The sequence below is a fragment of the Burkholderia sp. Tr-20390 genome, from assembly GCF_017104595.1.
Classification (GTDB): Bacteria; Pseudomonadota; Gammaproteobacteria; order Burkholderiales; family Burkholderiaceae; genus Burkholderia.
In genome coordinates this window covers 120,807-144,327 of sequence record NZ_JAAGPC010000002.1, presented here as the reverse complement: position 1 = coordinate 144,327, position 23,521 = coordinate 120,807, and the positions used below count along the sequence as shown (strand labels likewise).

18 protein-coding genes and 3 pseudogenes are annotated in these 23,521 nt (G+C 58.7%); 11 read left to right on the top strand and 10 right to left on the bottom strand.

Features of this window, described 5'->3' with window-relative positions; translation table 11 throughout:
- Positions 1-654: 654 nt before the first annotated feature.
- The 3 genes from G3N98_RS01770 to G3N98_RS01760 all read left to right on the top strand — a co-directional run bounded on the left by G3N98_RS01770 (position 655) and on the right by G3N98_RS01760 (position 4,345).
- Positions 655-2,139: an amino acid permease gene (locus G3N98_RS01770; protein WP_241025698.1), complete on the top strand. Its 1,485-nt coding sequence runs from the start codon at positions 655-657 to the stop codon at positions 2,137-2,139.
- A gap of 146 nt (positions 2,140-2,285) precedes the next feature.
- The gene (locus G3N98_RS01765; protein WP_206147003.1) at positions 2,286-3,554 is read left to right on the top strand and encodes an FAD-binding oxidoreductase; all 1,269 of its coding nucleotides are present in this window, start codon (positions 2,286-2,288) and stop codon (positions 3,552-3,554) included.
- A gap of 116 nt (positions 3,555-3,670) precedes the next feature.
- Positions 3,671-4,345, top strand: coding sequence for a TetR family transcriptional regulator (locus tag G3N98_RS01760; RefSeq protein ID WP_089426695.1), 675 nt, complete (start codon positions 3,671-3,673; stop codon positions 4,343-4,345).
- 70 nt (positions 4,346-4,415) lie between these two features.
- On the opposite strand, the pseudogene G3N98_RS01755 reads toward G3N98_RS01760, so the two are convergent.
- A pseudogene (locus G3N98_RS01755) lies at positions 4,416-4,766 on the bottom strand (phospholipase D-like domain-containing protein); the annotation flags it as partial.
- Positions 4,767-4,834: 68 nt separating this feature from the next.
- Between G3N98_RS01755 and G3N98_RS40305 the strand changes: the two are divergent.
- The 4 genes from G3N98_RS40305 to G3N98_RS01735 all read left to right on the top strand — a co-directional run bounded on the left by G3N98_RS40305 (position 4,835) and on the right by G3N98_RS01735 (position 10,198).
- On the top strand, positions 4,835-6,046 hold the full coding sequence (locus G3N98_RS40305) for a tyrosine-type recombinase/integrase (protein ID WP_206147002.1): 1,212 nt from the start codon (positions 4,835-4,837) through the stop codon (positions 6,044-6,046).
- Positions 6,039-7,766, top strand: a complete 1,728-nt coding sequence (locus G3N98_RS01745; RefSeq protein WP_206147001.1) for a phage integrase SAM-like domain-containing protein — start codon at positions 6,039-6,041, stop codon at positions 7,764-7,766. Before G3N98_RS40305 ends, G3N98_RS01745 begins: the two co-directional genes overlap by 8 nt.
- Positions 7,767-7,889: 123 nt before the next feature.
- Entirely contained in the window at positions 7,890-9,830 is a 1,941-nt protein-coding gene (locus G3N98_RS01740) for an integrase (RefSeq protein ID WP_241025685.1), read from the top strand.
- Positions 9,827-10,198, top strand: a complete 372-nt coding sequence (locus tag G3N98_RS01735) for a TetR family transcriptional regulator (RefSeq protein ID WP_206146999.1) — start codon at positions 9,827-9,829, stop codon at positions 10,196-10,198. The genes G3N98_RS01740 and G3N98_RS01735 overlap by 4 nt, the downstream gene beginning before the upstream one ends.
- A 181-nt stretch (positions 10,199-10,379) precedes the next feature.
- On the opposite strand, the gene G3N98_RS01730 is transcribed toward G3N98_RS01735, so the two are convergent.
- Together G3N98_RS01730 and G3N98_RS01725 are read right to left on the bottom strand one after the other, a co-directional pair.
- Positions 10,380-12,875 carry a phospholipase D-like domain-containing protein gene (locus G3N98_RS01730; RefSeq protein ID WP_206146998.1) on the bottom strand — a complete coding sequence of 832 codons (2,496 nt, stop codon included), beginning with the start codon at positions 12,873-12,875 and terminating at the stop codon, positions 10,380-10,382.
- 382 nt (positions 12,876-13,257) lie between these two features.
- Positions 13,258-13,776, bottom strand: coding sequence for a 3'-5' exoribonuclease (locus tag G3N98_RS01725; RefSeq protein WP_206146997.1), 519 nt, complete (start codon positions 13,774-13,776; stop codon positions 13,258-13,260).
- A gap of 661 nt (positions 13,777-14,437) precedes the next feature.
- Here G3N98_RS01725 and G3N98_RS01720 point away from each other — a divergent pair.
- Complete coding sequence (locus G3N98_RS01720) at positions 14,438-14,683, top strand: helix-turn-helix transcriptional regulator (RefSeq protein ID WP_124483872.1); 246 nt, start codon at positions 14,438-14,440, stop codon at positions 14,681-14,683.
- A gap of 13 nt (positions 14,684-14,696) precedes the next feature.
- Positions 14,697-15,236, top strand: a complete 540-nt coding sequence (locus G3N98_RS01715) for a LysR substrate-binding domain-containing protein (protein ID WP_346779058.1) — start codon at positions 14,697-14,699, stop codon at positions 15,234-15,236.
- A gap of 175 nt (positions 15,237-15,411) precedes the next feature.
- Here G3N98_RS01715 and G3N98_RS01710 read toward each other — a convergent pair.
- The 3 genes and pseudogenes from G3N98_RS01710 to G3N98_RS01700 form a co-directional block, all read right to left on the bottom strand.
- Positions 15,412-15,594: pseudogene (locus G3N98_RS01710) on the bottom strand (fumarylacetoacetate hydrolase family protein); the annotation flags it as partial.
- A 622-nt stretch (positions 15,595-16,216) separates the two neighbouring features.
- Complete coding sequence (locus G3N98_RS01705; RefSeq protein ID WP_206146996.1) at positions 16,217-17,071, bottom strand: SDR family oxidoreductase; 855 nt, start codon at positions 17,069-17,071, stop codon at positions 16,217-16,219.
- Positions 17,072-17,099: 28 nt separating this feature from the next.
- On the bottom strand, positions 17,100-17,864 hold the full coding sequence (locus G3N98_RS01700; protein ID WP_206146995.1) for an SDR family NAD(P)-dependent oxidoreductase: 765 nt from the start codon (positions 17,862-17,864) through the stop codon (positions 17,100-17,102).
- Between the two features lie 353 nt (positions 17,865-18,217).
- Here G3N98_RS01700 and G3N98_RS01695 point away from each other — a divergent pair, with 353 nt between their 5' ends.
- On the top strand, positions 18,218-19,126 hold the full coding sequence (locus G3N98_RS01695; RefSeq protein ID WP_206147037.1) for an AraC family transcriptional regulator: 909 nt from the start codon (positions 18,218-18,220) through the stop codon (positions 19,124-19,126).
- A gap of 419 nt (positions 19,127-19,545) precedes the next feature.
- On the opposite strand, the gene G3N98_RS01690 is transcribed toward G3N98_RS01695, so the two are convergent.
- From G3N98_RS01690 to G3N98_RS01680, 3 genes and pseudogenes are all read right to left on the bottom strand, one after another.
- The gene (locus tag G3N98_RS01690) at positions 19,546-19,833 is read right to left on the bottom strand and encodes an ATP-binding protein (RefSeq protein WP_346779057.1); all 288 of its coding nucleotides are present in this window, start codon (positions 19,831-19,833) and stop codon (positions 19,546-19,548) included.
- Positions 19,782-20,176, bottom strand: a pseudogene (locus G3N98_RS01685) (DDE-type integrase/transposase/recombinase); the annotation flags it as partial. The pseudogene G3N98_RS01685 and the gene G3N98_RS01690, both read right to left, overlap by 52 nt.
- Positions 20,177-20,328: 152 nt before the next feature.
- Positions 20,329-20,796, bottom strand: coding sequence for a cupin domain-containing protein (locus G3N98_RS01680; RefSeq protein ID WP_206146994.1), 468 nt, complete (start codon positions 20,794-20,796; stop codon positions 20,329-20,331).
- Positions 20,797-21,062: 266 nt separating this feature from the next.
- Between G3N98_RS01680 and G3N98_RS01675 the strand changes: the two genes are divergently transcribed.
- The gene (locus G3N98_RS01675; RefSeq protein ID WP_206146993.1) at positions 21,063-21,899 is read left to right on the top strand and encodes an IclR family transcriptional regulator; all 837 of its coding nucleotides are present in this window, start codon (positions 21,063-21,065) and stop codon (positions 21,897-21,899) included.
- A gap of 439 nt (positions 21,900-22,338) precedes the next feature.
- Here G3N98_RS01675 and G3N98_RS01670 read toward each other — a convergent pair whose 3' ends face one another.
- A complete protein-coding gene (locus tag G3N98_RS01670) occupies positions 22,339-23,472 on the bottom strand; it encodes an MFS transporter (RefSeq protein ID WP_206146992.1) in 1,134 nt (377 codons plus the stop codon).
- Between the last annotated feature and the right edge of the window lie 49 nt (positions 23,473-23,521).

The following is a 23,521-nucleotide window of genomic DNA, read 5'->3' as shown; positions in this document are numbered from 1 at the left end:
GAGCGCGTTCGCGCGCCCTGTGCAAGCGGATGCGCCGCGCGGCAGGCCCGGTGCGCCGTCGGGCGCATCGCGCCGCGCCGCCGCCGGAAGCCCGCCGGACGGCGCGCTCCCGCCTCGCAGGGCACGATCCATGAAACACATTGTCGGTGGCCACAAGTCGGGCCGCTATTGATATTAACTCACGACTTCATTCCGAAAACGCAACACCCGGGCGCGATGACACCGTGCGCTTCTTCGCTGATATCAGACTTGCCCAAGGCCCGTGACCGGGCATCAGCGATGCCGTGACGGTGCACAAGTTGATGACAAAGCCGCATCACCCTGTTCTGAAATATCGTTTGCCGCCCGTGCACTGGGCACACACAATCGTTGCGACGTCGGGGTGCACCGCACCCGGCGCGCCGCCGGCCGCCATCACGGCTGCCGGACGACAGACGAAGGCGACACGCATCGCGGCCCGCTCACCCGGCCCGTTTCAGCACCGCATCACCGCTGCCCGGCAACGCGTCGCGCTTCGTCACCGAAAAACAATCCCGGAGACAGCGCCCAGCGCCCGCCATGCATTCAGATGCCCGCCCCGATTCGCCCCGCCCCTCCGGCTCGCCACCCGCGAAGCCGTCCCTCCACCGTGCGCTGCAGGCACGCCATCTGCGGATGATCGCGATCGGCGGCTCGATCGGCACGGGCCTGTTCGTCGCGTCCGGCGCGTCGATTTCGCAGGCCGGCCCCGGCGGCGCCATGCTCGCGTACATGGTGATCGGCCTGATGGTCTATTTCCTGATGACGAGCCTCGGCGAGATGGCCGCGTTCATGCCGGTGTCGGGCTCGTTCGCGACCTACGGCGCGAAGTTCGTCGACGAAGGCTTCGGCTTCGCGCTCGGCTGGAACTACTGGTACAGCTGGGCCGTGACATTGGCCGTGGAGCTCGTCGCCGGGCAGCTCGTGATGAACTACTGGTTCCCGCATGTGCCGGGCGTCTGGTGGAGCGCGCTGTTCCTCACGCTGATCTTCGCGCTCAACGCGCTGTCGGTGCGCGGCTTCGGCGAAGCCGAATACTGGTTCGCGCTGATCAAGGTGCTGACGGTGCTCGCGTTCGTCGGCGTCGGCCTGCTGATGATCTTCGGGATCATGCAGGGCGGCCCGAGCGCGGGCTGGGGCAACTTCACGATCGGCGACGCGCCGTTCGCCGGCGGCTGGGCGACGATGCTCGGCGTCGCGATGATCGCGGGCTTCTCGTTCCAGGGCACCGAGATGATCGGTGTCGCAGCCGGCGAATCGGAAAACCCGCGCACGACGATCCCGCGTGCGGTGAGCCAGATCTTCTGGCGCATCCTGCTGTTCTACGTGCTGGCGATCTTCGTGATCGGCGTGCTGATTCCCTACACCGACCCGAGCCTGCTGAAGAGCGACGTGACCGACATCGGCGTGAGCCCGTTCACGCTCGTGTTCCGCCACGCGGGCCTTGCGTTCGCGGCCGGCGTGATGAACGCGGTGATCCTGACGGCCGTGCTGTCGGCCGGCAACTCGGGCATGTATGCATCGACGCGGATGCTCTACAACCTCGCGGTCGAAGGCCGTGCGCCGAAGATCTTCGCGAAGCTGTCGGCGGGCGGCGTGCCGCGCAATGCGCTGTACGCGACGACGGCGGTTGGCGCCTTGTGCTTCCTCACGTCGCTGTACGGCGACAAGACCGTGTACCTGTGGCTGCTGAACACGTCGGGCATGGCCGGCTTCATCACGTGGCTCGGCATCGCGGTCAGCCACTACCGCTTCCGCAAGGGCTTCCTGAAGCAGGGCTACCGGCTCGACCAGTTGCCGTACCGGTCGAAGTGGTTCCCGTTCGGCCCGCTGTTCGCGTTCGCGCTGTGCGCGGTGATCGCGCTCGGCCAGGATTACCAGGCGTTCCTCTCCGACAAGATCGACTGGGTCGGCGTCGCCGCGACCTACATCGGCCTGCCGTTCTTCCTCGCGATCTGGCTCGGCTACGCGATCGTGCGCAAATGCCGTCTCGTGCGCTACGAAGACATGGAGATCGCGCCCTGGATCGAACGCAACGCGACGCCCGAACCCGCCCGCCAAGCTGAAACCGGCTACGCGAGCTACGGCGCCCGTCCGGCCAACCCGACGCCGGGCGCCTGATCGCGCGGATCGGCCTGCACCGCACCGGCCGCCGCCCAGGCGCGGCGGCCGGTGCCCAGACAACCCCCATTCGACGCGGCGCGCACGTTCAGGCAAGATCGACGCGCGCCGCCTGTTTTTCCGCCGTCAAGAGTCAACGAAATCGCATGCAGAACTTCTACGAAGCCACCGTTACCCGCCAGCCCTACCCGCAACTGACCGGCACGATCGACACGCAGGTCTGCATCGTCGGCGGCGGCCTCGCCGGCCTGTGCACGGCGCTCGGCCTCGTCGAGCGCGGCGTGCAGGACGTCGTCGTGCTCGACAGCGAACGCGTCGGCTTCGGCGCATCGGGTCGCAACGGCGGCTTCGTCTTCGGCGGCTACAGCCTCGACAACGCCGACCTGCTGCGCACGCTCGGCCGCGACGAGGGGCGCCGGCTGTACCGGCTCACCGTCGACGCGGTCGACCTGATCCGCGCGCGGATCGCGCGCTACGGCATCGACTGCGACATCGTCGACCAGGGCGTGATGCTCGCGAACTGGTTCGACGATCCGTCCCGGCTCGACAGCGTGCGCACGCTGATGAAGGACGAACTCGGCGTCGACTGGGAACCCGTTTCGACCGACGCGCTGCGCAAGCGGCTGAAGACGCAGCGCTACTACGGCGGCCTGTTCGAACCGAACGCCTTCCACTTCCATCCGCTCAAGTACGTGCTCGGCGTCGCGGCGGCCGCGTCGCGCGGCGGTGCGCGGGTGTACGAACGCTCGGCCGCGCTCGGCATCGCGCGCGAAGGCGCCGGGTACGTCGTGCACACGGCGCAGGGCACGGTGCGCGCGAAGGACGTCGTGTTCGCCGGCGGCGGCTACGCGCGCGGCGTGTCGCCGCGCATCGAGCGCGCGGTGCTGCCGATCGCGACCTACGTGATCGCGACCGAACCGCTCGGCGCGCGCCTGCCGGACGCGATCGACGCACCGTACGCGATCTACGACACGCGTTTCGCATTCGACTATTACCGCCCGCTGAAGGACACGCGCATCCTGTGGGGCGGCCGGATCTCCGTGCTCGACCGCGGCCCCGACGCGATCGCGCGCCTGCTGCGGCGCGACCTGCTGCGCGTGTATCCGCAACTGGAAGGCGTGAAGGTCGACTACGCGTGGGGCGGGCTGATGAGCTATGCGCGGCACAAGATGCCGCAGATCGGCCGCGACGCGGACGGCGTGTGGCACGCGATCGCGTTCGGCGGCCACGGGATGGCGCCGACCACGGTGGCCGGCGAAGTGCTCGCGGCCACGCTGGCCGAAGGCCGGCCGGTGCCGGAAGGCTTCAACGCGTTCGGGCTCACGCGCACGTTCGGGCTGGCGGGCCTCGCTGCCGCGCAGCTCACGTACACCGCGTACCAGGCCCGCGACGCGCTCGCGTCCTGCCGCCGCTGAGCGGCGGCCACGGCGGCCGAAACCGCCCTGCCGATTAGAGCGGAAGGTCGGCCGGGCGGGAATTTCCCACATGCTAGAATGGCTTTTCCAAGCCGCCGAAGCCACAATAAAGCCACATGAAAGCAGGAAGCAAGGCCGCCACGTCCGACCCCCGCGCGCTTCCGTCCGATGCGCGGCGCAAATACGATCCCGAGCAAACCAAGCGCAACATCCTCGACGTCGCCACGCAGGAATTCTCTGCGATGGGCCTCGCCGGTGCGCGCGTCGACGCCATCGCCGAGCGCACGAACACGACGAAGCGAATGCTCTACTACTACTTCGAAAGCAAGGAAGGCTTGTACGAGGCCGTGCTGGAGAAGGTGTACGGCGACATCCGCGCGCTCGAGCAGGAGCTGCACGTCGGCGACATGGAGCCGCGCGAGGGCATGCGCCGCCTCGTCGAATTCACGTTCGACTATCACGACAAGCATCGCGATTTCGTTCGCCTCGTGTCGATCGAGAACATCCACGGCGCGAAGTATCTCGAACAGCTCAAGTCGTTCAAGAACCGCAACGTCAGCATCATCAAGACGCTCGAGGAACTGGTCGAGCGCGGCGCGGCAAGCGGCGCGTTCCGCAAGGACATCGACGCATTCGACCTGCACCTGCTGATCAGCTCGTTCTGCTTCCACCGCGTGTCGAACCGTTACACGTTCGGCGCCGCATTCGGCCGCGATCCGTCGGCGCCGCGCCTGCGCGCGCGGCACCGCGACACGATCGCCGACGCCGTGCTGCGCTACGTCGCCGCGTAAGCGGCGGCGGCAGCCGGTTTCCGGACTCACGCCGGGCGCGCGACATCCGCGCCCGGCCTTCTCTCGTGGGTCAATCCGTCGGCGCGGTCGACGCCAGTGCGATCCGCGCCTTCGCCTCCGGGCTTCCCGCCACGTAATACTTCTTCGCCCAGCTCGAATCGGGTGCAAGCGCGAGTCGTGCATGCGCGCCCGTGCCCCCGTCCGTGCCGTGCTGCTTCGCATTGATCGCCAGTGCCCGCGCGCGGTAGTGCTCGTACAGCCGCAGGAATTCCGCGAGATAGATCGCCGCGATCCGCTGGTCACGGATCTCGAGCAGGTTCTCGTCGTTGTACTGCTCGGAATTGCGGCTCATGTTCGCCGAGCCCGTATAGACGACCGGATTCGCGCCCTCCGCATCGATCACGATGAACTTGTGGTGAACTGTAACCCTTAGACTGTTACCATTCAACTGAATTGACATAAATTTCAGAACCTGTCAAGGAGAAAGCAGTGAAAATCTTCTACACGACCGAGGACTTTGTGTACAAGGGGCGCCCTTGGCCCGGAATCCCATTCTTGTGCAATGACGACATGGAGATTGTCCCGGCAGTGACCGACTACCTCCTCTGGCTCGCCTTGGAGAATGCATATACCGAAAGTCGTGCCACGTGGAAGAGCCATGCCGAAGGCCTGTACGACTACTTCTCCTGGCTTAGCGCAAACGAACTCGAATGGGACGCCCTGCCGAAGAAGGGTCCCTATGGAGAAGAGATTTCCAATCTCGCTACCTACCGGAACTGGTCTGAGGATCTCACCGATCCAGCGACCGGGAAGCACCGGATCGCATCAAGCACCATACGCAAGCGGCTTACACAGATCATGTCTTTCTATCAGTGGGCTCTACGACGCAGACGGATTGCAGCACTTCCGTGGGAACGGCTACTCAAAAGGACGACAATTCGGGAATCCCATCCTTCGATGTACCGTCATACGCGAGCAGCACGCGAAACACTTAGGGACAATCTGCGCCCGAAAGTACCGAAGAAGCCCATACGGTTCTTGCAACTGAATCAGTGTCGCAGCCTTCTAGATGCGTGCGGAACACAAACGCTCCGTTTGATGACGAAGCTCATGTTGCAGACGGGACTCAGGAATGAGGAATGTCGGACATTCCCTCGCAAGTACATTTTCGATCCCTCAAATCAAGTTCCAAGCAAGCGCATTGCAATCGAACTTTCGCCTATAGACATGGCCATCAAGGGCAACAAACCGCGACGGATCTATATATCCCGGCAGTTGATGAAAGACTTATTCGATTACCTCAATCTCGGCGAGGGGGCTCATCGTTCAAAAATCTACAGGCGGAATTTTCGAGAAAAATCCCCGTTCACTTTTTTGAACCAAGACGGAATGCCTTGGAGCGAGAAAGGTCTGAACAACGCCTATCGGAAACTTTGGGCACCGGATAATAATAAGCCGCTCCTACCTTTTCGAATTACCCCACATATGCTGCGGCACACGTTCGCCACTTTCGAACTTTCCGCGGAGAGTCAAAGAGAGAATCTGGCCACCGCCCTTACATGGGTTCGAGATCGACTTGGACATACATCGATTGCAAGCACGACCATCTATGTACATTGCCTCGACCTGATAGGTGAACGAGACTTGAACATGTACCAACTAGAAATCGACGCCCTCTTGGCAGAGACAGCACATGGCTAATCGCAAGGACTATTCACTGGATGCTGCGCCGAAACGAGCAATGGTCGTACAGTTGCCAGTCAAGCACAACTGGATCGTCAAGTTCGGAGACAACCAATGCGATTTCTCTCGTTGGCGCGAGCATGCATCGACTGGAAAACTCGCCGATCGTGATGATCTTGTACTCAAGATGTGCGTAGCCGTGGATCGTATAGCTCGCTATTCGGCTCCATCTTCGATGGCAGGTATGTGCTGGGGAGCACTGCAAATCTGGTTCGGCTACCTGGACTCACGACTAGATGCCGGCATCAAACCGATTTCGACACTAAGCGATGTAACCCGAGAAGTAATGGAAAATTACGCATCTTGGTTATTACACGATTCAAGAGCAAATACCAAATCTGGACGGTACTCATACTCGACTGCCCGGTCACACTATACACGCATAAAGTCCGTGTGGCTGGAGTGCATTGCCTCAGGCCAATTGGATCAAGATTGCTTTCCCGATAATCCATTCCCGAATAGTGCACGATCAAAAATTCCACATCAGCCATACACCAAGAACGAAATGCGACGACTGCTTGGCGCTTTGGGTTCTGATCTTCGCAAGATTCGCTCGTCGCGCTTCGAAGGCACACAAAGCGACCGGCTAATGGTTTACTTGTTACTTGTAGCAGCCAGAACTGGACGAAACCCAACGCCGCTGTTCGAAATGAACCGAGACGAACTACAACCCCACCCCGTCAAACCAGAAACACATGCACTACTGACGACGTATAAGCGGCGTGGGAACAATATCACCGTTCAGTCCCTCAAAATCGCCCCTCGCGAAATTGAAGACGTGGCAACGGTTGGCACCGATGTCGCAACGATCATCGATGAAGTACGGACACTTACCGAGCCACTCGTAAATTCTGCGCACCCTAATATCCGTGACTATCTCTGGTTGTTCAAATCAAAGCATGTTGACACCCCCGGGAACATCACGCGCATCAGTGCAAACAACTGCCACGATGCGATTAAGCGATTTGGTACGCGACACAATCTCAAAAGCGATAGCACCGATCCGAAAACCGGTGAGCAGATGCCATTTCAGCTCACATTTATGCGACTACGAAAGACCTTTGCTTCACGAATGTGGGAGGTGACAGATGGGGATCTTGTCCGTACAGCACTCGCCTTAGGAAATCGCCCCAAAGTGACCGACACGCATTACCTAGCGGTCACACCTGAAATGGTGCGAAACCATCGCTTCGTGGGCAAATGTCTAGAAGCAAACGTCCGCGGCCAAAGTGACGACCCAAAGATTATTGACAGCCTCGCTGTTGAGATGAAAATTACGACCGATGAAGTCAAGAAAATACTTCATGGAAAGAACAACACCGGAGTTGGTCGCTGCACGTCACCCCTATTCGGGAAATATGCACCTAAGAATGGCACCAGGGCATGCACCGCTTTTCTCTATTGCTTCCGTTGCCCTAATCAGGTTATTCTAGAGTCAGATTTATACAGGATTTTTAGCTTTTATTGGCTACTAATCAAAGAAAGAAATATTCAAAAAAGAAATCAATGGCGCAAGATATACTGGTGGGTTATTAGGGAAATTGATCAAAACATTTCACCGAAGTTCGACCCAAAGATTGTGGCCGACGCCCGAGAAAGAGCTAGGGTCAATCCGCATGTCATGTGGCGTGATCGAGTGATGTTGGCAAGTAGCGTCAGTAACGTAGCGGAGGTTTGAATGCGTAGTTCCGGCACTCATCTTGTAGACCTATGTACGCTCCCCGCGGCCCTCATTCCCGACACAATTATCAGTTCCTCTGGTGATCGTGTATTGTCGAGATACAGCGACAACCTTTGGGACATGAGTCCCTACCTGCCTGCGAAGAACGTAGGTCGAAAACGTATTCGGTTCGACATCAAGTTTGCCGACGGCACCTTTCTCACCGAGGCTAAGCATGCCAAGCTACTCGACGCCGCGAAACGGTTCCTCTATGTGCGCTGGAGAATTCAAGCCCCACACTCGCGCAAACATATCTCTGCCAAATCGGTCATAAATAACTGGTCGGAACTTCGCTCTGTGCTGAAGTGGATGGCTGATCAAAAAATCAATTCGTTCGGCAAGCTCACCTCCGAACGCTGTCTCGCGTATGCCGCCGACCAAAAGGGCCACCTCAAATCATCGACACTCGTCATTTACCTACAGGTACTGACTACCTATTATGATCTACGCGACCATTTGGCCGATCCGTTGCCAGAGTATCCGTGGGGAACCTCTGCACCGATAGTCCTTGCTGGAAACGCTCTCGCAGGTCAGTCCAATGGATACCTGCAGGCGAGAACAGAAATCATTCCAGCACGCATCCTTCGCCAGTTGGCTCAATTCGCGTTGGACTATATCGAACGCCTCGCAGAGCCGATACTGCAAGCTAGAGACGCATTTCATCAAATTCGAAATTCTGAATATGAAAAGTTATTTGTGTCACACAGGCAGCGGCATCCCGACGGTTTTTCAAGTACCTTTCGCTATGAGGAAAAGTATCTTTCATGTCGCGTCTCTCAAATTGCATCAAAAGCATTCAATGATACGTGTATCCGATACGGATTCGCATCGCTTAGCCATCTAAAAAAGGAGTTGATCACACTCCGCACCGCCTGCTATGTAGTCTGCGCTCTTTTTTCCGGAATGCGTGCCTCGGAACTCGCCTCCCTGGAGGTCGGTTGCTTCAGTAAGCGCGAAGGCTTCGATGGAGAATTGTTCTGCTGGCTCAAGGGGCAAACTTACAAACTGCAAGAAGACCCAGTGCCTGCACAATGGATGGTTCCGGATATCGTTGGAATGGCTGTCGATGTCGCAACCCGACTCGGTGCTCCCGAGCGCGAAAAGTGTGCCAAGCGCATTCACATCATTGAGGACATTCTGGCCGGCACGGATGTTCCGGATGCGACCAGACATAGCCTATTGGACGAACTAGATGGAGCCAGAAAGCATCAGTATTCACTTCTGTTCACAACAAAAAACGACAGGATTGCTGCCCTCGGTGGCACGTCAATCGGCTTTTCCTTGCGCGACTTTTCGCTGGCAGCAAGCGCTACGGTGACACAGGCTGACATGGAAGGGGTGATTGACCGTGACAAGATAGTTGTCGGTGAAGTTTGGCCGCTGACAACCCATCAATTTCGCCGAACTTTCGCAGTCTTTGTAGCACGCAACTTGTTGGGAGATGTTCGATACCTGCGTGAGCACTTCAAGCATTGGTCGATAGACATGACCCTATACTACGCACGCCACGATGCAGGGGTGGACTCGACCGTGTATTCCGAGGTACTCACTGAACGTGACGAACTTCAGGCAATCATCCTCGAGAAATGGGTCAAAACGGACATGAAGCTTTCGGGCGGTGGTGGCAAGCGTATCACGACCTTTCGCGGTCGCGGAGAGGTGAAGACCGTCAAGAATATGCGAGAATTTTGTCGGAATCTCGGTGAAGACGTGTACATCCGTGGAACCGGGCACTCATGGTGCATGGCAAGCGGCAATGGATGCGGTGGTCAGGGCCTGTACGACGCTGCCCGCTGTTCACCTTGCAACGAAGGCGTGATTGACGACACACACCTTCAAGTCTGGCGTGGAATTCGTCAACAGCAGATCGAAGTTTTGCAATGCCCGGATATCGGGGCGCCCTCCTGGCAGCGATGTGTGGATCATTTACACGAGGCCGAGAAGGTTTTAAGCGACCTGGGTGATGTGGTGACGCCATACCAAATTCCACCGTCACCCTTCGATGGCGAACCCCAACCATGAGCACAAGTGCCAAAGTATCTCGTAGGACGACGGAGAGAGCGCTCGAACTTGCGATCTTACGGATACGCCAAGGTGTACCCAAACTTGTCCCTATTGGAACGAAATTGAGTATTGCGGCGGTAGCCAAGGAAGCGGGCGTCAGCAACTCTACCATCCATAACCGCTATCCAGTAGTTGCAGATTCAATCCGCCGTATCGTGCGAGGAGAGCACTCACAGCAACTTGAATCGAAGCAAGGAGCACTGAAAGACTGCATGGAAAAGCTGAAGCAGGCCAAAAAGGAAATAAAACAGCTTCAGGATGATCTCGCCAAGTCTCAGTCGATAAATCTTCGACTCACTAAGGAAAACGAATTGCTTCGCAAATAGAAATCCACAATGTCGGCGAGTGTCGACTCCAAAGCAATGCCCGTCCTACAGATAGCCTACGCTGAGAATTGCAATTCACGGGGCCTATACATAGTGGCGTACGGGCATTCGCATCCCCACAGACGCTCACTGATCCGACTGGAAGCCTAACAACGGTCCCCCAGGTTCGAGCGGGACCATATCACCCAGAGACCGGCGAGGCGAGATAGTCCCAGTCATGTAGGAAAATTTTCTGGAAGTAGCTCGCTGCGTCAGCATGATAGATGATAAGACCGGCGTCTCGGTTCCGTAGCGTCCCGTCCGCAGACCAGTTCTGGCTGCTGACCATGACTTTTTCAGCATCAACCACGATACCCTTGTTGTGAACGTTAGCTTGGCGACGCAGGACCGAAGTAGGAATGCCAGCACCAACAAGCTTTTCAACCCAGGGATTGGTTTGAAATTGACTCGTGATTACTCGGACATCAATCCCGCGACTGATGAGATCCTTGACCGCAGCAATCAATGCGTCGTGTTTCTCGTCTTGGGGGCGCCCGCTCGGATGGATGTACTGCGTCTGCATGTAAAACGAACTCCGTGCAGACGTGATCAGCTCCAGGACGTGCTCCTGATAGTTGTCAGGTGTGAGCAGCGGCTGAATCCTAATCGTGTCGCTAATCGTACGAGGCGTGAAGAATTGCTGCGGGGCTTTGCCGACTGCAAACATCTCAATTGGCATCCCGTCGTTGAGGACTCCGGCATTGAACGATGGCCCGCCTACAGCAGCCTGCGCCGCAACCGTAGCAATCTCCTTACTGGCGACATCGAAATCGTGCTGGAGAAAGGCACGGAATGTTGGTCCCAGCTCTTTGCTCGAAGCAATGACGTGCCAGTCGCGGTCGCTCTTCATCGCGACCGCACGCGCGGAGATAGGATCCGAGAGATCAATCTCGGGCTGGTTGCTATTGTTCCAGTTGCCCGACGAGAGCCAGAAAGTATCGTCCTCGCGTACCGCAACCTTGATGTGATAGGCGTTCGGATAGATCCAGACCGGTGCCTTCGGGTCGGAGTTGGTTAATGCCCATGTACCCTCGAAGTCGTCACCGAGTGCCTTTGACAAGTCGCTTTGGGTCTGCTCGTCAGTCTGATCTGCAGTCGCGTTCTTGGCCGGGTGGTCCAAAGTGAGCGTCATCTTCTTGCCACCGGCAAGGGCTTGCTCGACAGCTGTCAAGACGTGTGCCGACGTGAAGTCATACATGCCGACCACGAGATCCTTGCGCACCCCCGCGAGAAACTCTGAAAGTTGCTCCCAAGCCGCGTCGGGACTTGCGTGCAGCACCAGGGTAACTGGAGCAGTAACTGCATCGAGGCTCGCTCCGGGCGCAGCCGTATATGGTATCTCTTCCTTGCGTGCTCGCGCGGCGGCAAACGCCATCAGCGACGCGGGCTGACTATCGATGGGCTCGCCCCTGCCATCGAAGAAGATCTCACTATCAAAGTCAGGCTGTCTTAGCTCTTGCCGGGCTTCAGCTAGGGTTAGGTAGCGAGTTGGATCGAGCGCGCGCATCTGTTCCATCGGATTCGCCTCGCGCACGTCAACCGGCACGTTATCGAGCACCGCAGGCAATTGCGATCGCAGCGCCTGGAAACGGTCGACCTGCACTACGACGACGATCACGTGCTGAGGAATTACTGATGAGATGCGCCAGCGAATGCCAACGCGTACCGAAAGCACGCCTTCCACTGCAAAGACGGCCACGTTATTCTTGAGGGCGTTCTCCGCAGCCTCGGTCGAACCCGCGTCTGCCTGTCGTTGCACAACCTCGTCAGCAGCCTGTCGCATCGTCCCCTCGAGCGCTGCAGTGTAGATCGCCCCTCGAACTGGTGCAGCCACCGAAAACATCGCTCGCCGCGCTTCCAAATTCTCAACCGCAGGCGCTCCCTTCGTAATTCTGGACAGGTGTTGCGGCGGCAACGTCATTGCGTCGACGAAACTGCGCAGAGAACGTCCCCCTGTCAGCGAACCGGCACCGGTTGCCGCCTTCGCGAGATCAACAATCTCCGGCGCACCGAAATGGCGTACCTGGCGAAGTATCTGAGTCTGCAAATCGAACCAGGTAAGATAGCCGTTCGGAAGCACCTGCCTTGGACGGGAAATTTTGCCGCTGAAGCTATAGCGTGCTCCCGACGAACCCGCGGGGTCGAAGTAGTGGGGAGTATAAAAATCAGAAACCAGCACCTCATCGATTAAGTACGCGTACGCAGCATCTTCTGACGGATCGCAGATCTCGACAAGATATTCGACCTTGCCATCACCGTCCTGTACTTCGTTGTCTATGATCGTGACTGCATTCGATGCCGTGAGCCGATTACCACTCGGGTCAACCAGCATTTCGAGGACCTCGTGGCTTGCCGATATCGACCATGTATCGCCAGATCGAACAATGGCGTAAGGTTGATTGTGCTCAGTGAGATGAAAGCCAGCAGTACCCTCCGGGACCTCATCGACCACGTACACTGGCCAAAGACCAGGATCCAGTCGGTCAACAGACTCGAGCGCAACCACTGTGCCGGCCACATTCCAGAGCGGAGCGAGATCGCGGCTGACCTGCAAATTCAGCGCTTGCGCAACTCGCGCCAAATTGGAATAGCCGACTTTTGCGGATTTCGTTACGAGCGCAACACGTGCTGGAAGCATAGCGATCTCCCTCATCGTTGAGCGAAGCCAGTCCGATCTCTCTCGTATGAGAAACCCGGCATGCCTTTTAGCGTGCGCCGCCTATGTGGCAACGGCGTGAACGCTGCCCACTGGAAATCAGGGTTCGAAATCGTTGATTCAGGTGCCCTCCATGCGCTCCCGGACGTGATGCGAGACGATCTGCGCCACGCCTTGGTGGCAACCGCACCGACTTATCCCCATGGCAAAGACACAAAGCGCGCGCGTCAGGTCAGTGAAGCCTTCCAACGTCAGCCCGCAGATCACCTCATCGAGGCACCCCGCGCGATTCGATAATCAAGCAATACGCGAAGCAAGGAACGGGATTTTCTGCGGGTATGACGCGACCTCGACTGAGTCACGCTCAACCGATGTAGGCGTAGGCGTTTGCTCGAGCATCCTGCAGCGCATGGTGCTCGCCGCCATGCCGCGCAAAGTATTCAGCTTTCCGCCGAGCATCGATCTGGCTCCGGATATCCGCGAGCGCCCAACCCTTGGGCAATGGGCCACCCAATTGGAATCGCAGCAGGTCTAAGTCAATCTGGAGGTCGTAGCAAAGCACGGGCTTGGAGGCGGCCGGGATAGCCGCGATCCAAACCCCCAACGTCTGACGCAGTTGATCAAACTCCATCGTGCGCCCCTTGAACCGACCCAGTTGCGGCAACACCACTGCCCCAACGAAGTCACTGCAGCGCGCCGCATCATAGTCCGAGCATTCGCCGTAGAATTCGGATCCGTTCTCCCCGACGATGGCGAGACTAATGAGTTGGGGTGCCTCGAAATCCGTAAACTCGGTGTCGATGAAGAAGCGGTTTCCCCAACTACTACGGCTCCTGGAAGATACCGACCAGGTCGGTCCATCGCGGAAGCGGGCATCTGTCATAGCCGCTCACCTTGGACATGTTTGTCACGCAACATCTGGATTCCCTCCCGTCTCACTACGAGAGCCAAATCATGCGCACGATCCGTCCATCTGAAAACGCGATCCCTCTCGGTCATTGCGCAGAGGCTGAACGTGATCGACGCGCTTGCCAGACTCGCCTTCCGCGAGCGTAACGCGTCGCAAAGCCGCTCGGTACGGAAAACTTCCGTCCTGCCGCCGTCGTAAACTGGGTCACCGTCAACAGCGTCTGATCGTCCTCGCCCAGTTCGGTCGCCCCAACCCGGATCTCGCTCAGTGGATCTAGATACCAGTCATCTACCTGACGCGCACGACGCGTACTAACGACCGCCGCCCCACGTAGCACATTACTGCCACCGAGAAACTGGTGCAGCGATGCCGCACCAGAGACGAGATCAGTCCAGATCACGCAGGGAATTCCTCGCGCGCGCTTTTCAGACACTCGCAAAACCAGCAAGTCACCTGGCGTCCACTGCTCCATCACGGCCCAAACCCCTGCACCGGCCACCACCGACTGAAGCGGTAGACGGTTCCCATCCTGAATCAAAAACATATGCCTTACAGCTAGAGAGACTGGCAGCAACCGCGAAAATGGGTCGTAAATGCCGTGGCCAAACGAGCATCATACCGCGACCATCGTTGGATGCAAAGGGTATCTGGCAAACGGGACGATGCAGGACATCTGGCCGCGATTGGCGCGGCGGTCCGCGCTCGTCGGCTGGAGTTTGGCGTCTCCCAGGAAGCGCTTGCCCTTGTCACCGGAATCGACCGGAGTCACATGGGCCGCATCGAAAGAGGTGAGCGCAACTTGACGATTCTTAACCTCATCCGAATTTCAGACGCTCTTAATATTTCGCCGTCAAAGCTTCTGAAAATCTCTGGCCTCTAAGGTACTGCTCGGCGTGACCGATCGTCAAATCGACTTGATCGGTGAAGGCGTCGATTGCGTCGTCCGTGTCGATGCGCTCGACGACTCTGGGTTTATCGCAAAACGAATCGGAGCCCTGACGACGTGCACCTGCGCATCCCCTATCTATCTAGACCGATTTGATTCGCCCGAATCGGTAGGCGATCTCGCACAGCACGTCGCAGCCAGTCACATTTCTGCGGATACGGGTCGACCGCGGGTATGGGACTATGTTGTCGAAGGCGAAACGCGGATCGTACAGATGTGTGGCACGGTACCAGTCAACGACGCCGATACCTACATTGCGTGTGGCGTCGCTGGAATCGGCTTGATCAAAACTTCCCTATACTTGGTTGAGCCGTATCTGAAATCGCGCCACCTGCGTGAAGTACTATCCGAATTCAATGCGCCACCACGGCCCATTTCGGTACTTTATCCCCCCAATCGGCATCCTCCCGTCAAACTCAAGATCTTCATCGACCGGCTGACCAATCTGTTTGCGAAAATTCCGACGCTTCAGGGGCAGCGGGGCTGAACTCCGCGATCGGGCAATACGCGTGGCAGAGGTACCCTTCGAAGAACGCGCTACGTACAAAACCAGCAGACACCACTTCTAGACCACCGGTGTCGCCGCTCACACGCTGTCAAACCCGATCATGCGCACGACACGGCGACAGTCAATCTACACACGACATGCTCGACTTGTGAGATCAGTCGTGACTGATGGCAACCGACGCAACCGGGTTTCGCAACACGCCAAGCCGTTCAATTTCGACTTCGCATACGTCACCAGACTTCATCCAGAGCTGGGGATCGCGCGCCATCCCGATCCCGGCCGGTGTCCCGGTGACGATCACGTCGCCGGGTTGCAGTGACTTCGCAAGATCGCTAACGTTACGCAGGAAGATTTTAGGCTGGTCTCCAGTCACACATACATAAGCAAGATTTAACAGGAGTCGAAGTCACACACACTGGGCAAGATCGAGCAGCTGGCTGAGGTGCTAAACGTCCATCCACTCACGCTGCTGACGGCTGCCTATATGGACCGGCCCACGCCCAAGGACATCGAGCGAACCATCACTTCTGTACGCGAGCAACTCATGAAAGTCATCGGCGAGAAGTGACTGCGTCGGCCCAAAGCATGGACGTGCGACAGCTTCTCCGACCAGTATTTGATAGATGTTTAGCTACCCTGACGAGTTTTTCAGCGCGATAACTCTCGCAGCGCGTCGGCCATCACTTGACCGCCGGCAATCAGCGCCTCGACTGTCTGCACGGTGGCCGACTCCCGCACCGGAATCACTTTCGACACAACTTCGCGCGGAGGGTCAACTCAGCAGCACATCATAAAGATTGTGTCGACATCGAAACGGTGCCAGTGTTAATTGTGTAAAGTCGAAATTCGGAAGATGAACCTGCGAGGTGTCGCAGGTATGGCCGCCAACACGACACGAGTCCGGAAGGTGGTGACGAACCGCACGGCATCGCGCCGCAGCGGTTCGCACCGGATTGCAGTTATTCAGGAAAATCGGTGGCATCCGATGAGCCGCGCCACGCATCCACGTCCTGGCGAACACCCTGCATCTTCTGCTCGGCGAGCGTATTGGCGATCTTGCCAGCGAACAGATGGACAGGAGGTTCGGCGACGCTGGCTGCTTGAAGAATCAAGGCAGCCAGTCTCTCGGGGTCGCCTGCCTGCCGGCCATCCAGACCATCGAGGTGCAGGTCCAGAGAGGCTTGAGCTTCCGTATAGTCGGCAATCGAGTGCTGAGCCACGACGAGGCTATTCTGCGACAGAAAGCCCGTACGCACCGGCCCGGGGTAGACCACGGTCGCCTTGATGCCGAGTTCGGCCACTTCAGCGGCCAGGGTTTCGGTCAATCCGGCCAACGCAAACTTGCTGCCGACATAGCTGCCCCAGCCTGCGTAACCACCCTGGAAGCCGACGATGGAGGCCACGTTGAAAATGTGACCGCTACGCTGCCGACGCAGGTGCGGCAATGCGTGACGCAGGACGTGTAGCGGCGCGAAAACGTTGACGTCGAAATTTCGGCGCAATTCGGCGTCGGTAAGCGCCTCGATCGTGCCTTGCTGACCGTAACCGGCATTATTGACCACTCTGTCGATGTGACCGAAAGTCTCGATGGTCTTTTCGATGGCCGCTTGTACGCTCGCCTCGCTAGCCAGATCGACTTCTAACGCCAGCAGATTTGTGCTATCCGCGCCGAGCGTCTCGCGCAAGCTACCGAGCGTGCGCGAGGTAGCCGCCACGGCGGCGCCATTGGCCAGCACCTGGCGAGCCAATGAAAGACCAATGCCGCGCGCCGCACCGGTGATGAACCAAACGTCGGGATGTTGGGGGTGCTGCATGTGTTGATACCTCCGTTGAAATCGAGTACTAAATGGCGACGCTCATGCCACCGTCGGCCATGACGACTGCACCGACCATGTAGCTGGCGCGATCCGACGCGAGAAACGCGACGACTTCAGCAATTTCTTCAGGTTGCGCAGCGCGCCCGATAGGCGCCTTGCGACCGTGCTCGGCAAGGTAGGTCCGTCCATCCGGTTGAATGGCGTTCGAGATGTTGGTGATGGCATCGCCTGAGCCGACCGCATTGACACGAACGCCGTGGACAATAGCTTCCAGTGCCAGTGTGCGAGTCAGCTGGGCCAGTGCGCCTTTGGACGCGGCATAGGCGGCAAGTCCCTGGAACGATTGATAGCAGGCATAGGAACCGATGTTGACGATGGCACCGCTTCCTGCAGCCATCATCGGCCGCATTGCTTCCCGGGAAAACAGGAATGCGCCGGTCGCGTTGACTGCGAGTACCTCGTTCCAATCCTCCAAACGCATGTCAACCACCGGCTTGCTGGACAGAATCCCGGCGTTGTTGACCAGAATGTCGAGGCGACCGAATTGCTGAAGCGCAGTTTTCACGGCCAACGACGCACTGGCCTCTTGCGCCACGTCTGCAACCACAGGGACGATGCCGTCGCGGGCCAACTCCTGGACGTCGGCATTCCGGCCCACGGCGACAATGCGCGCGCCCTGGCGATGCAAAAGTTCAGTCGTGGCCAAACCGATACCACTGCCTGCGCCAGTTACGATGGCGACACGGCCGGCAAACGGCGTTTCGCTCCAAGACGATGTATGGTTAGACATTAGAACTCCTTATATTAGTGAAAGAAGGTACAGATCGATGTCTGACCTGCCGACGATGCTGCTGGCGCCGGTCAGCACAATCGCCTTGCATGTACCCGGTATGACAGATTCCACGATTGCTCGTTGTTGTTTCCGGGCCACCACATGCACGACTGCCCCGGGGCTGAACGAACAAGTGAATCGTAGGCCTGTCGGTTAGGCCGGACTAGCCACAGGCCTCTTGCGTCATTGCCTATTCCTATTTCGCACGTAGGCCAACGGCAACCATTTATGTGAAAATCTGGCTGTTTCGTATTCGTCGACGGAGTGCTTTCATGGGTGGCGCGCAGCAGGTCTTGTCAAGGCAGCGTGAGATGGTTGCGCTGATCCAGCATCTAGCCCCTGACGAGGGCCACACGCGATCATTGCTTGATGGTGTACGCCTTATACGTGCTGACCGGCCGCTGGGGCGCACGCCGGTGCTCTATGAGCCCAGTGTCGTGATCGTCTGCCAAGGCCACAAGCGTGGCTATCTGGCGAACAAGGTATACCGCTATGACGCCCAGCATTACTTGGTTTTGTCCGTGCCGTTACCGTTCTCGACGGAGACCGATGCCAGCCCTGAAAAGCCGTTGCTGGCCGTTTCCGTGCGACTGGACTTAACTGCCGTGGCGGATCTCATGATCGAGATGGACCAACACGCGAATGGACCGGTCATCGAGCCCGCAGGCATCATTTCCACCCCGTTGGACGAAACGCTAGCTGATACGACCGTGCGCCTGCTCAGGGCATTGCGCTCACCGCTCGAAGCCAGAGTGTTGGGACCGGGCATCGTGAGGGAGTTGTGCTTTCGCGTCTTGATGGGCGTCCAGGGTGGCGCGATCCGGGCCGCATTGGCCAGCCACGGCAACTTCGGCCGGATTGCTCGCGCCCTTCGCCGAATCCACAGCGATTACGCCCACCCGTTGAACGTCAGTTCGTTGGCCCGCGAGGCGGGGCTTAGCATTCCCGCCTTTCATGCACACTTCAAGGCCGTCACCGCCACCTCCCCCATTCAGTATGTCAAATCAGTCCGATTACATCAGGCGCGACTGATCATGATTCGCGACGCTGCCACCGCGGCGGGCGCGGCAGCACGGGTCGGTTATGAAAGTGCCTCGCAGTTCAACCGCGAATTCAAGCGGTTCTTCGGCCGCAGCCCGGCGGAGGAAGCGCGCGAAATGCGTTCAGCCTTCGCGCTAATAGCGCCAACCCAGTTCGAAGTTTCGGCAATCGAGTATTGACGATGAGATTACCGCCCGGTCGGCTGTAGTCATTCGTGATGAGGGTCCGGCTTGGACGCCGAAAAACAAGCCCAAAGCGACGGTAACAGCGTACGGTCGCAACGCCCCGCTCCTCATCGAAGGTCCAAACAGGCAGATTCGAAACAAGGCCTCCGTCGATAAAGCATCGCTCCACCGATGACACATCGCCTTTTCGCATAAACGAAAACGACCACGGCTTGAAGGCAACCGGCGGGCAAATCGATGCCGCGACCGCGTCGGCAACCTTGGCCGTCGGTGTCGTCTCCACCGAGAACAGCTCGAGCTGTCAAACGCATTTGAAATCTGAGCCACTTCGTACCTGATCGCGCAAAGTAAAACTGAGCCAGTCGTTACCTCTTCGATGACGAAACGTGGCCGGCTTGGCGTTGCTTTTTCAGTCAGTAGCTGTCTCCTTTGATCTGGATGACGTGGGCGCGGTGCAGGATGCGGTCGAGCATCGCTGCAGTCAGTGTGGTGTTGCCGCCAAAGGTTTCATCCCACTGCGCAAACGAAAGGTTGCTGGTCAGGATCATCGAGCCGGGCTCGTAGCGCTTGGCGACGATCTGGAAGAAGTGGCTAGCCTGATCCCCCAAGAGCGGTAGATAGCCGATCTCGTCGACGATGATCGTCAGCATCACGCGTAATCGCGCGTCGTCGATGGTCGCCTGTGCGAGTGCTTGCTCCACCTCGCGCAGATCCTCGCCGAGGCGGTCCAGTTCGCGCAGTCGCTGCTCAACACTTGTTGAGGCATTCGTCGCGGAACTTGCCGTTGAACGATTCGATGTACGCATTCTGCGTTGGCTTGCCCGCCTGAATCAACTTCAGTGTGACGCCGTTCGCATACGCCCACTGGTCAAGCGCGCGGCTCGTAAATTCGGGGCCCTGGTCTGTTCGCACCGCCTTGGGATAGCCACGGAAGCGAGCTGCACGGTCCAATGCCCGAGCGACATACAAACCTGAGATGCCATGGTCGACGATTTCGACAGCCTCTTTCGTGAAATCGTCGACGACGGTCAGGCACTTTATGCGCCAGAACATCATCTGTGCGGCACAAGATGCCGTTTGGATTGTCATCACGTGAGATCATGTGGAATTGCTTTCACCGGAAATCAAAACACTTATTCTTGGACTCTCGTCTTGCGGCGTCGAGCGACAGCACGAAGCCGCAGGGATCTGACTCCTCAGTCCGGCACTTGGATCAACGACTGATGCTCGGCGCAGATGTTCACAAAGCGCTCGAAGTCAGGCGAAGAAGGCGAAATTTCGCGATCGAGATGCGCGAACATCGGCTCGAGAGCGTCGCGGCTACCGATGTTGATCATCTGACCTCCGCCTTCCCCAAAACGGAACGAGTGAACCGTGCCGGCCGGCAAGTGCACAAACGTTCCGGCTCGGGCAACAACCTGCTGCTCCTGATCGCCGACGTTGAACTTGAACGTGATTTCCCCGCCCGTCACATAGAACGACTCGTCCCACGGGTGATGGTGCGGCGGCGGGCCACTGCCTTCGACACCGTCCTGCAGCAATACCTCATATGCCCCCGTTCTCTTGGCTGAGGCGAGCACTGTGACGTGCTCACCGACGACCTTGAGCGGACGTGGGTAGCAGGTGGGTTCGATGAAGAAGGCGGACCGCTTGGTGGAATCCATGAGTTGTCTCCTGAAATCGTGGAAATGAGCGCCGCAATGAACTCTGCGCCAGGCGGACAGTAGTGCAGAGCCGGTCTGTGGCGGCGAAAAAATGCGGACTTGCTTGGCAAGCACGCCACCCGCGTCGCTATTGGCATACTCGAGCGTATCGCAGGATGCTTCAAGCTTCCGCCCGACTGTTCCACCATCCGGACCGTTAACGTAGTTGGCGCCGGCGAACAAATTCGGCAAAATCACACATTCATGTTCCATAAATTGGACCCGCTATGAGCACCCAGACGCTTGAGCGCGCAATCGGCCTGATCCGCATTTTGGCCGCGGGTGGGGGCGAAGGCTGCCGCCTGGTGGATTTGCAGCAGACTTCCGGCCTGACCAAGCCGACCGTACACCGTATCCTCGACACCCTCAAGCAGCAGGGGATGGTCGAGCAACTGGAGGACAGCCGGCGCTACCGCCTGGGTCAGGAGCTGGCGGTCCTAGGATGGTCCGCCAACCGCACAGTGTATGATCTCAAAGAACTCGCCGCAGAGGACCTTGCGGCGGTTGCTGCAAAGACAGGCGATACCGGCTTCCTCACGATCCGCAGCGGCACCGAGGCGGTCTGCATTGACCGGCAGGCCGGCAGCTATCCGGTGAAAGCCTTCACGGTCGAAGTGGGGACCCGCCGCCCGCTCGGCGTGGGAGCCACGGGGGTTGCCCTGCTAGCGGCGCTAGCCCCGGACGAGGCAGACGCTGTGCTGGACGCCGTCAAGGGAACCCTCGCCAACTTCTCCAGCGCGGGGCTGCGTCAGATCCAGGAAGCGGTGGAGCGGGCCCGGCGCGTCGGCTATGCACTGAGCGACGGCCTCGTGCTCAAGGGCGTGCGCGGCGTCGCCGTCGTGATCCGCGACGGCGCGGACCGACCGATCGCAGGCATTGGGACTGCGGCCATAGCCGACCGCATGCCCCCGACCCGCATTCCGGATATCGTGCGGATCATTCGCTTCCATGCCAACCACGTCGAGCAACGGATCGCGACTGCCGAAAGCGGCACGGGCACAGGCAGCGTGCGGCGCTTCCGTGCCGTCAAAGGGGGGCTCGCCGCTCACAAGAAGTCCAGATAATGGAATAGAAAGTCGAAGCCACTGCGAGTGAGGTTTGGAAGCTGAAGATCGCGGTGCGCCATACTAACCGAGCTAACCGAGGCGCGATTTCAGGGTCCGAATCAACTCGCGCAAGGATGCACACGGCACGTCGAAGCGGGGCGTGCTTGTTCTGCAGCACGTCAGCGTGGCGCACAACGCTATGAAGAGCATTTCCTCCAGCGGATAGCGACACCTGCGGTAGCGCGGGTCATGTAACTTGGCAAACACATCCATGATCGACAGCAACTCTCGTTCTGGCAGAAATCGGGAGTAAAAGCAGGAGTAAAAGCCTGAACGCGCCGCAGTTAGCAAGCGCTCCAGCGTGGGGAAGCCTTGGAGCATGTGTCGGCTGACTGACAATGGTATCGCGTCATGCTTTCGCCTTGCCATTGCTGGGACAACCCGCAGGACCGCCTGCTCAGGAGCGGGAAGCCCGCTTGGATAGTAGCCGCGCCGGAATATTGACGAGCAGGAGAATGCTCCCGAACAGGACGAAGCAACCGGCGACCTGCAACCCCACCTCAAGGCTGCCCGTGGTCGATTTCACATAACCGATCAAGCTCGGTCCAACCAGCCCGCCCAGCCCGCCGATGCTGCTCACCACTGCAATGCCGGCGGCTGCACTCGCCGGCGGGAGATCGGTGGACGGAATCGTCCAGAACACGGACAAGCTCGACAAGTGCCCCGCCGTTGCAATCGTGAGCAGTAACACAGCCAGCCCCAGGTTACGCTGCATGTACGGCAGTCCCACATGGAACGTATCGCGCACACCCGCTGACTGAATCACGACCGGGGCGAAGAACGCGATGGTGCTCGCCAGTACGTGGGCACAGAACGAAACCAGCCCCAAAATGTACACACGCCAGTCGCTCAGCGCCGCGAGCGTGCCGCCGTGACCGACCTCGCCAGCTTTCAGCCTGCGCTCCTCATTAAGCACATTCGTGAGCCGCGTCTTCTCGTCAGCTCTCAACCACTTCGCTCGTTCCGGGCAGTCCTCCAGATTGAAGAAGACAATCACGCCAAACACGATGGTGGGGAGTCCTTCGAGCAGGAACATCCATTGCCAGCCCGCCAGACCGTTCACGTCGTGGAACTGACACATGATCCAGCCCGACGTCGGCGCGCCGATGATCGTGGCAATCGGAAGTGCGACGAACGACAGCGCCGTCACCCGTGCGCGCTGTTCGGCCGGAAACCAGTAGCTGAGATACAGAATCAACCCGGGGAAGAAGCCCGCCTCGGCTGCACCCAGCAGCAGGCGGGCGATATAGAATTCCATGGGCGTGTGCACGAACATCATGGCGCAGGATATGGTGCCCCAGAGGGTCATGATCCGCAGCAGTGTCAAGCGCACGCCTATGTTCGCGAGCATCAAGTTGCTCGGCACCTCGAAGAGCACAAAGCCGACGTAGAACAACCCCGCACCGAAGCCGTACACGAGATCGCCAAAATGCAGAGCCGCCTTGAACTGAATCTGCGCGATGCCGATGTTGGCACTGTCAATGTATTTAATGATGAAGCACACTAACAGCAGCGGCAGGCGTCGCCGCACCGCTGAACGGCTGCGACGTCGTCGCGTGTGAAGTCACGTCTCCTCCGAC

Excerpts from the sequence above, each read along its gene's own strand:
- G3N98_RS01720 (WP_124483872.1), top strand. The coding sequence starts at position 14,438 with ATGCAAAGGGTATCTGGCAAACGGGACGATGCAGGACATCTGGCCGCG.
- G3N98_RS01770 (WP_241025698.1), top strand. The coding sequence starts at position 655 with ATGATCGCGATCGGCGGCTCGATCGGCACGGGCCTGTTCGTCGCGTCC.
- G3N98_RS01765 (WP_206147003.1), top strand. The coding sequence starts at position 2,286 with ATGCAGAACTTCTACGAAGCCACCGTTACCCGCCAGCCCTACCCGCAA.
- G3N98_RS01760 (WP_089426695.1), top strand. The coding sequence starts at position 3,671 with ATGAAAGCAGGAAGCAAGGCCGCCACGTCCGACCCCCGCGCGCTTCCG.
- G3N98_RS01725 (WP_206146997.1), bottom strand. The coding sequence starts at position 13,776 with ATGACAGATGCCCGCTTCCGCGATGGACCGACCTGGTCGGTATCTTCC.
- G3N98_RS01740 (WP_241025685.1), top strand. The coding sequence starts at position 7,890 with ATGAGTCCCTACCTGCCTGCGAAGAACGTAGGTCGAAAACGTATTCGG.
- G3N98_RS01700 (WP_206146995.1), bottom strand. The coding sequence starts at position 17,864 with ATGTCTAACCATACATCGTCTTGGAGCGAAACGCCGTTTGCCGGCCGT.
- G3N98_RS01675 (WP_206146993.1), top strand. The coding sequence starts at position 21,063 with ATGAGCACCCAGACGCTTGAGCGCGCAATCGGCCTGATCCGCATTTTG.
- G3N98_RS01735 (WP_206146999.1), top strand. The coding sequence starts at position 9,827 with ATGAGCACAAGTGCCAAAGTATCTCGTAGGACGACGGAGAGAGCGCTC.
- G3N98_RS01745 (WP_206147001.1), top strand. The coding sequence starts at position 6,039 with ATGGCTAATCGCAAGGACTATTCACTGGATGCTGCGCCGAAACGAGCA.
- G3N98_RS01705 (WP_206146996.1), bottom strand. The coding sequence starts at position 17,071 with ATGCAGCACCCCCAACATCCCGACGTTTGGTTCATCACCGGTGCGGCG.
- G3N98_RS01680 (WP_206146994.1), bottom strand. The coding sequence starts at position 20,796 with ATGGATTCCACCAAGCGGTCCGCCTTCTTCATCGAACCCACCTGCTAC.
- G3N98_RS01730 (WP_206146998.1), bottom strand. The coding sequence starts at position 12,875 with ATGCTTCCAGCACGTGTTGCGCTCGTAACGAAATCCGCAAAAGTCGGC.
- G3N98_RS01695 (WP_206147037.1), top strand. The coding sequence starts at position 18,218 with ATGGTTGCGCTGATCCAGCATCTAGCCCCTGACGAGGGCCACACGCGA.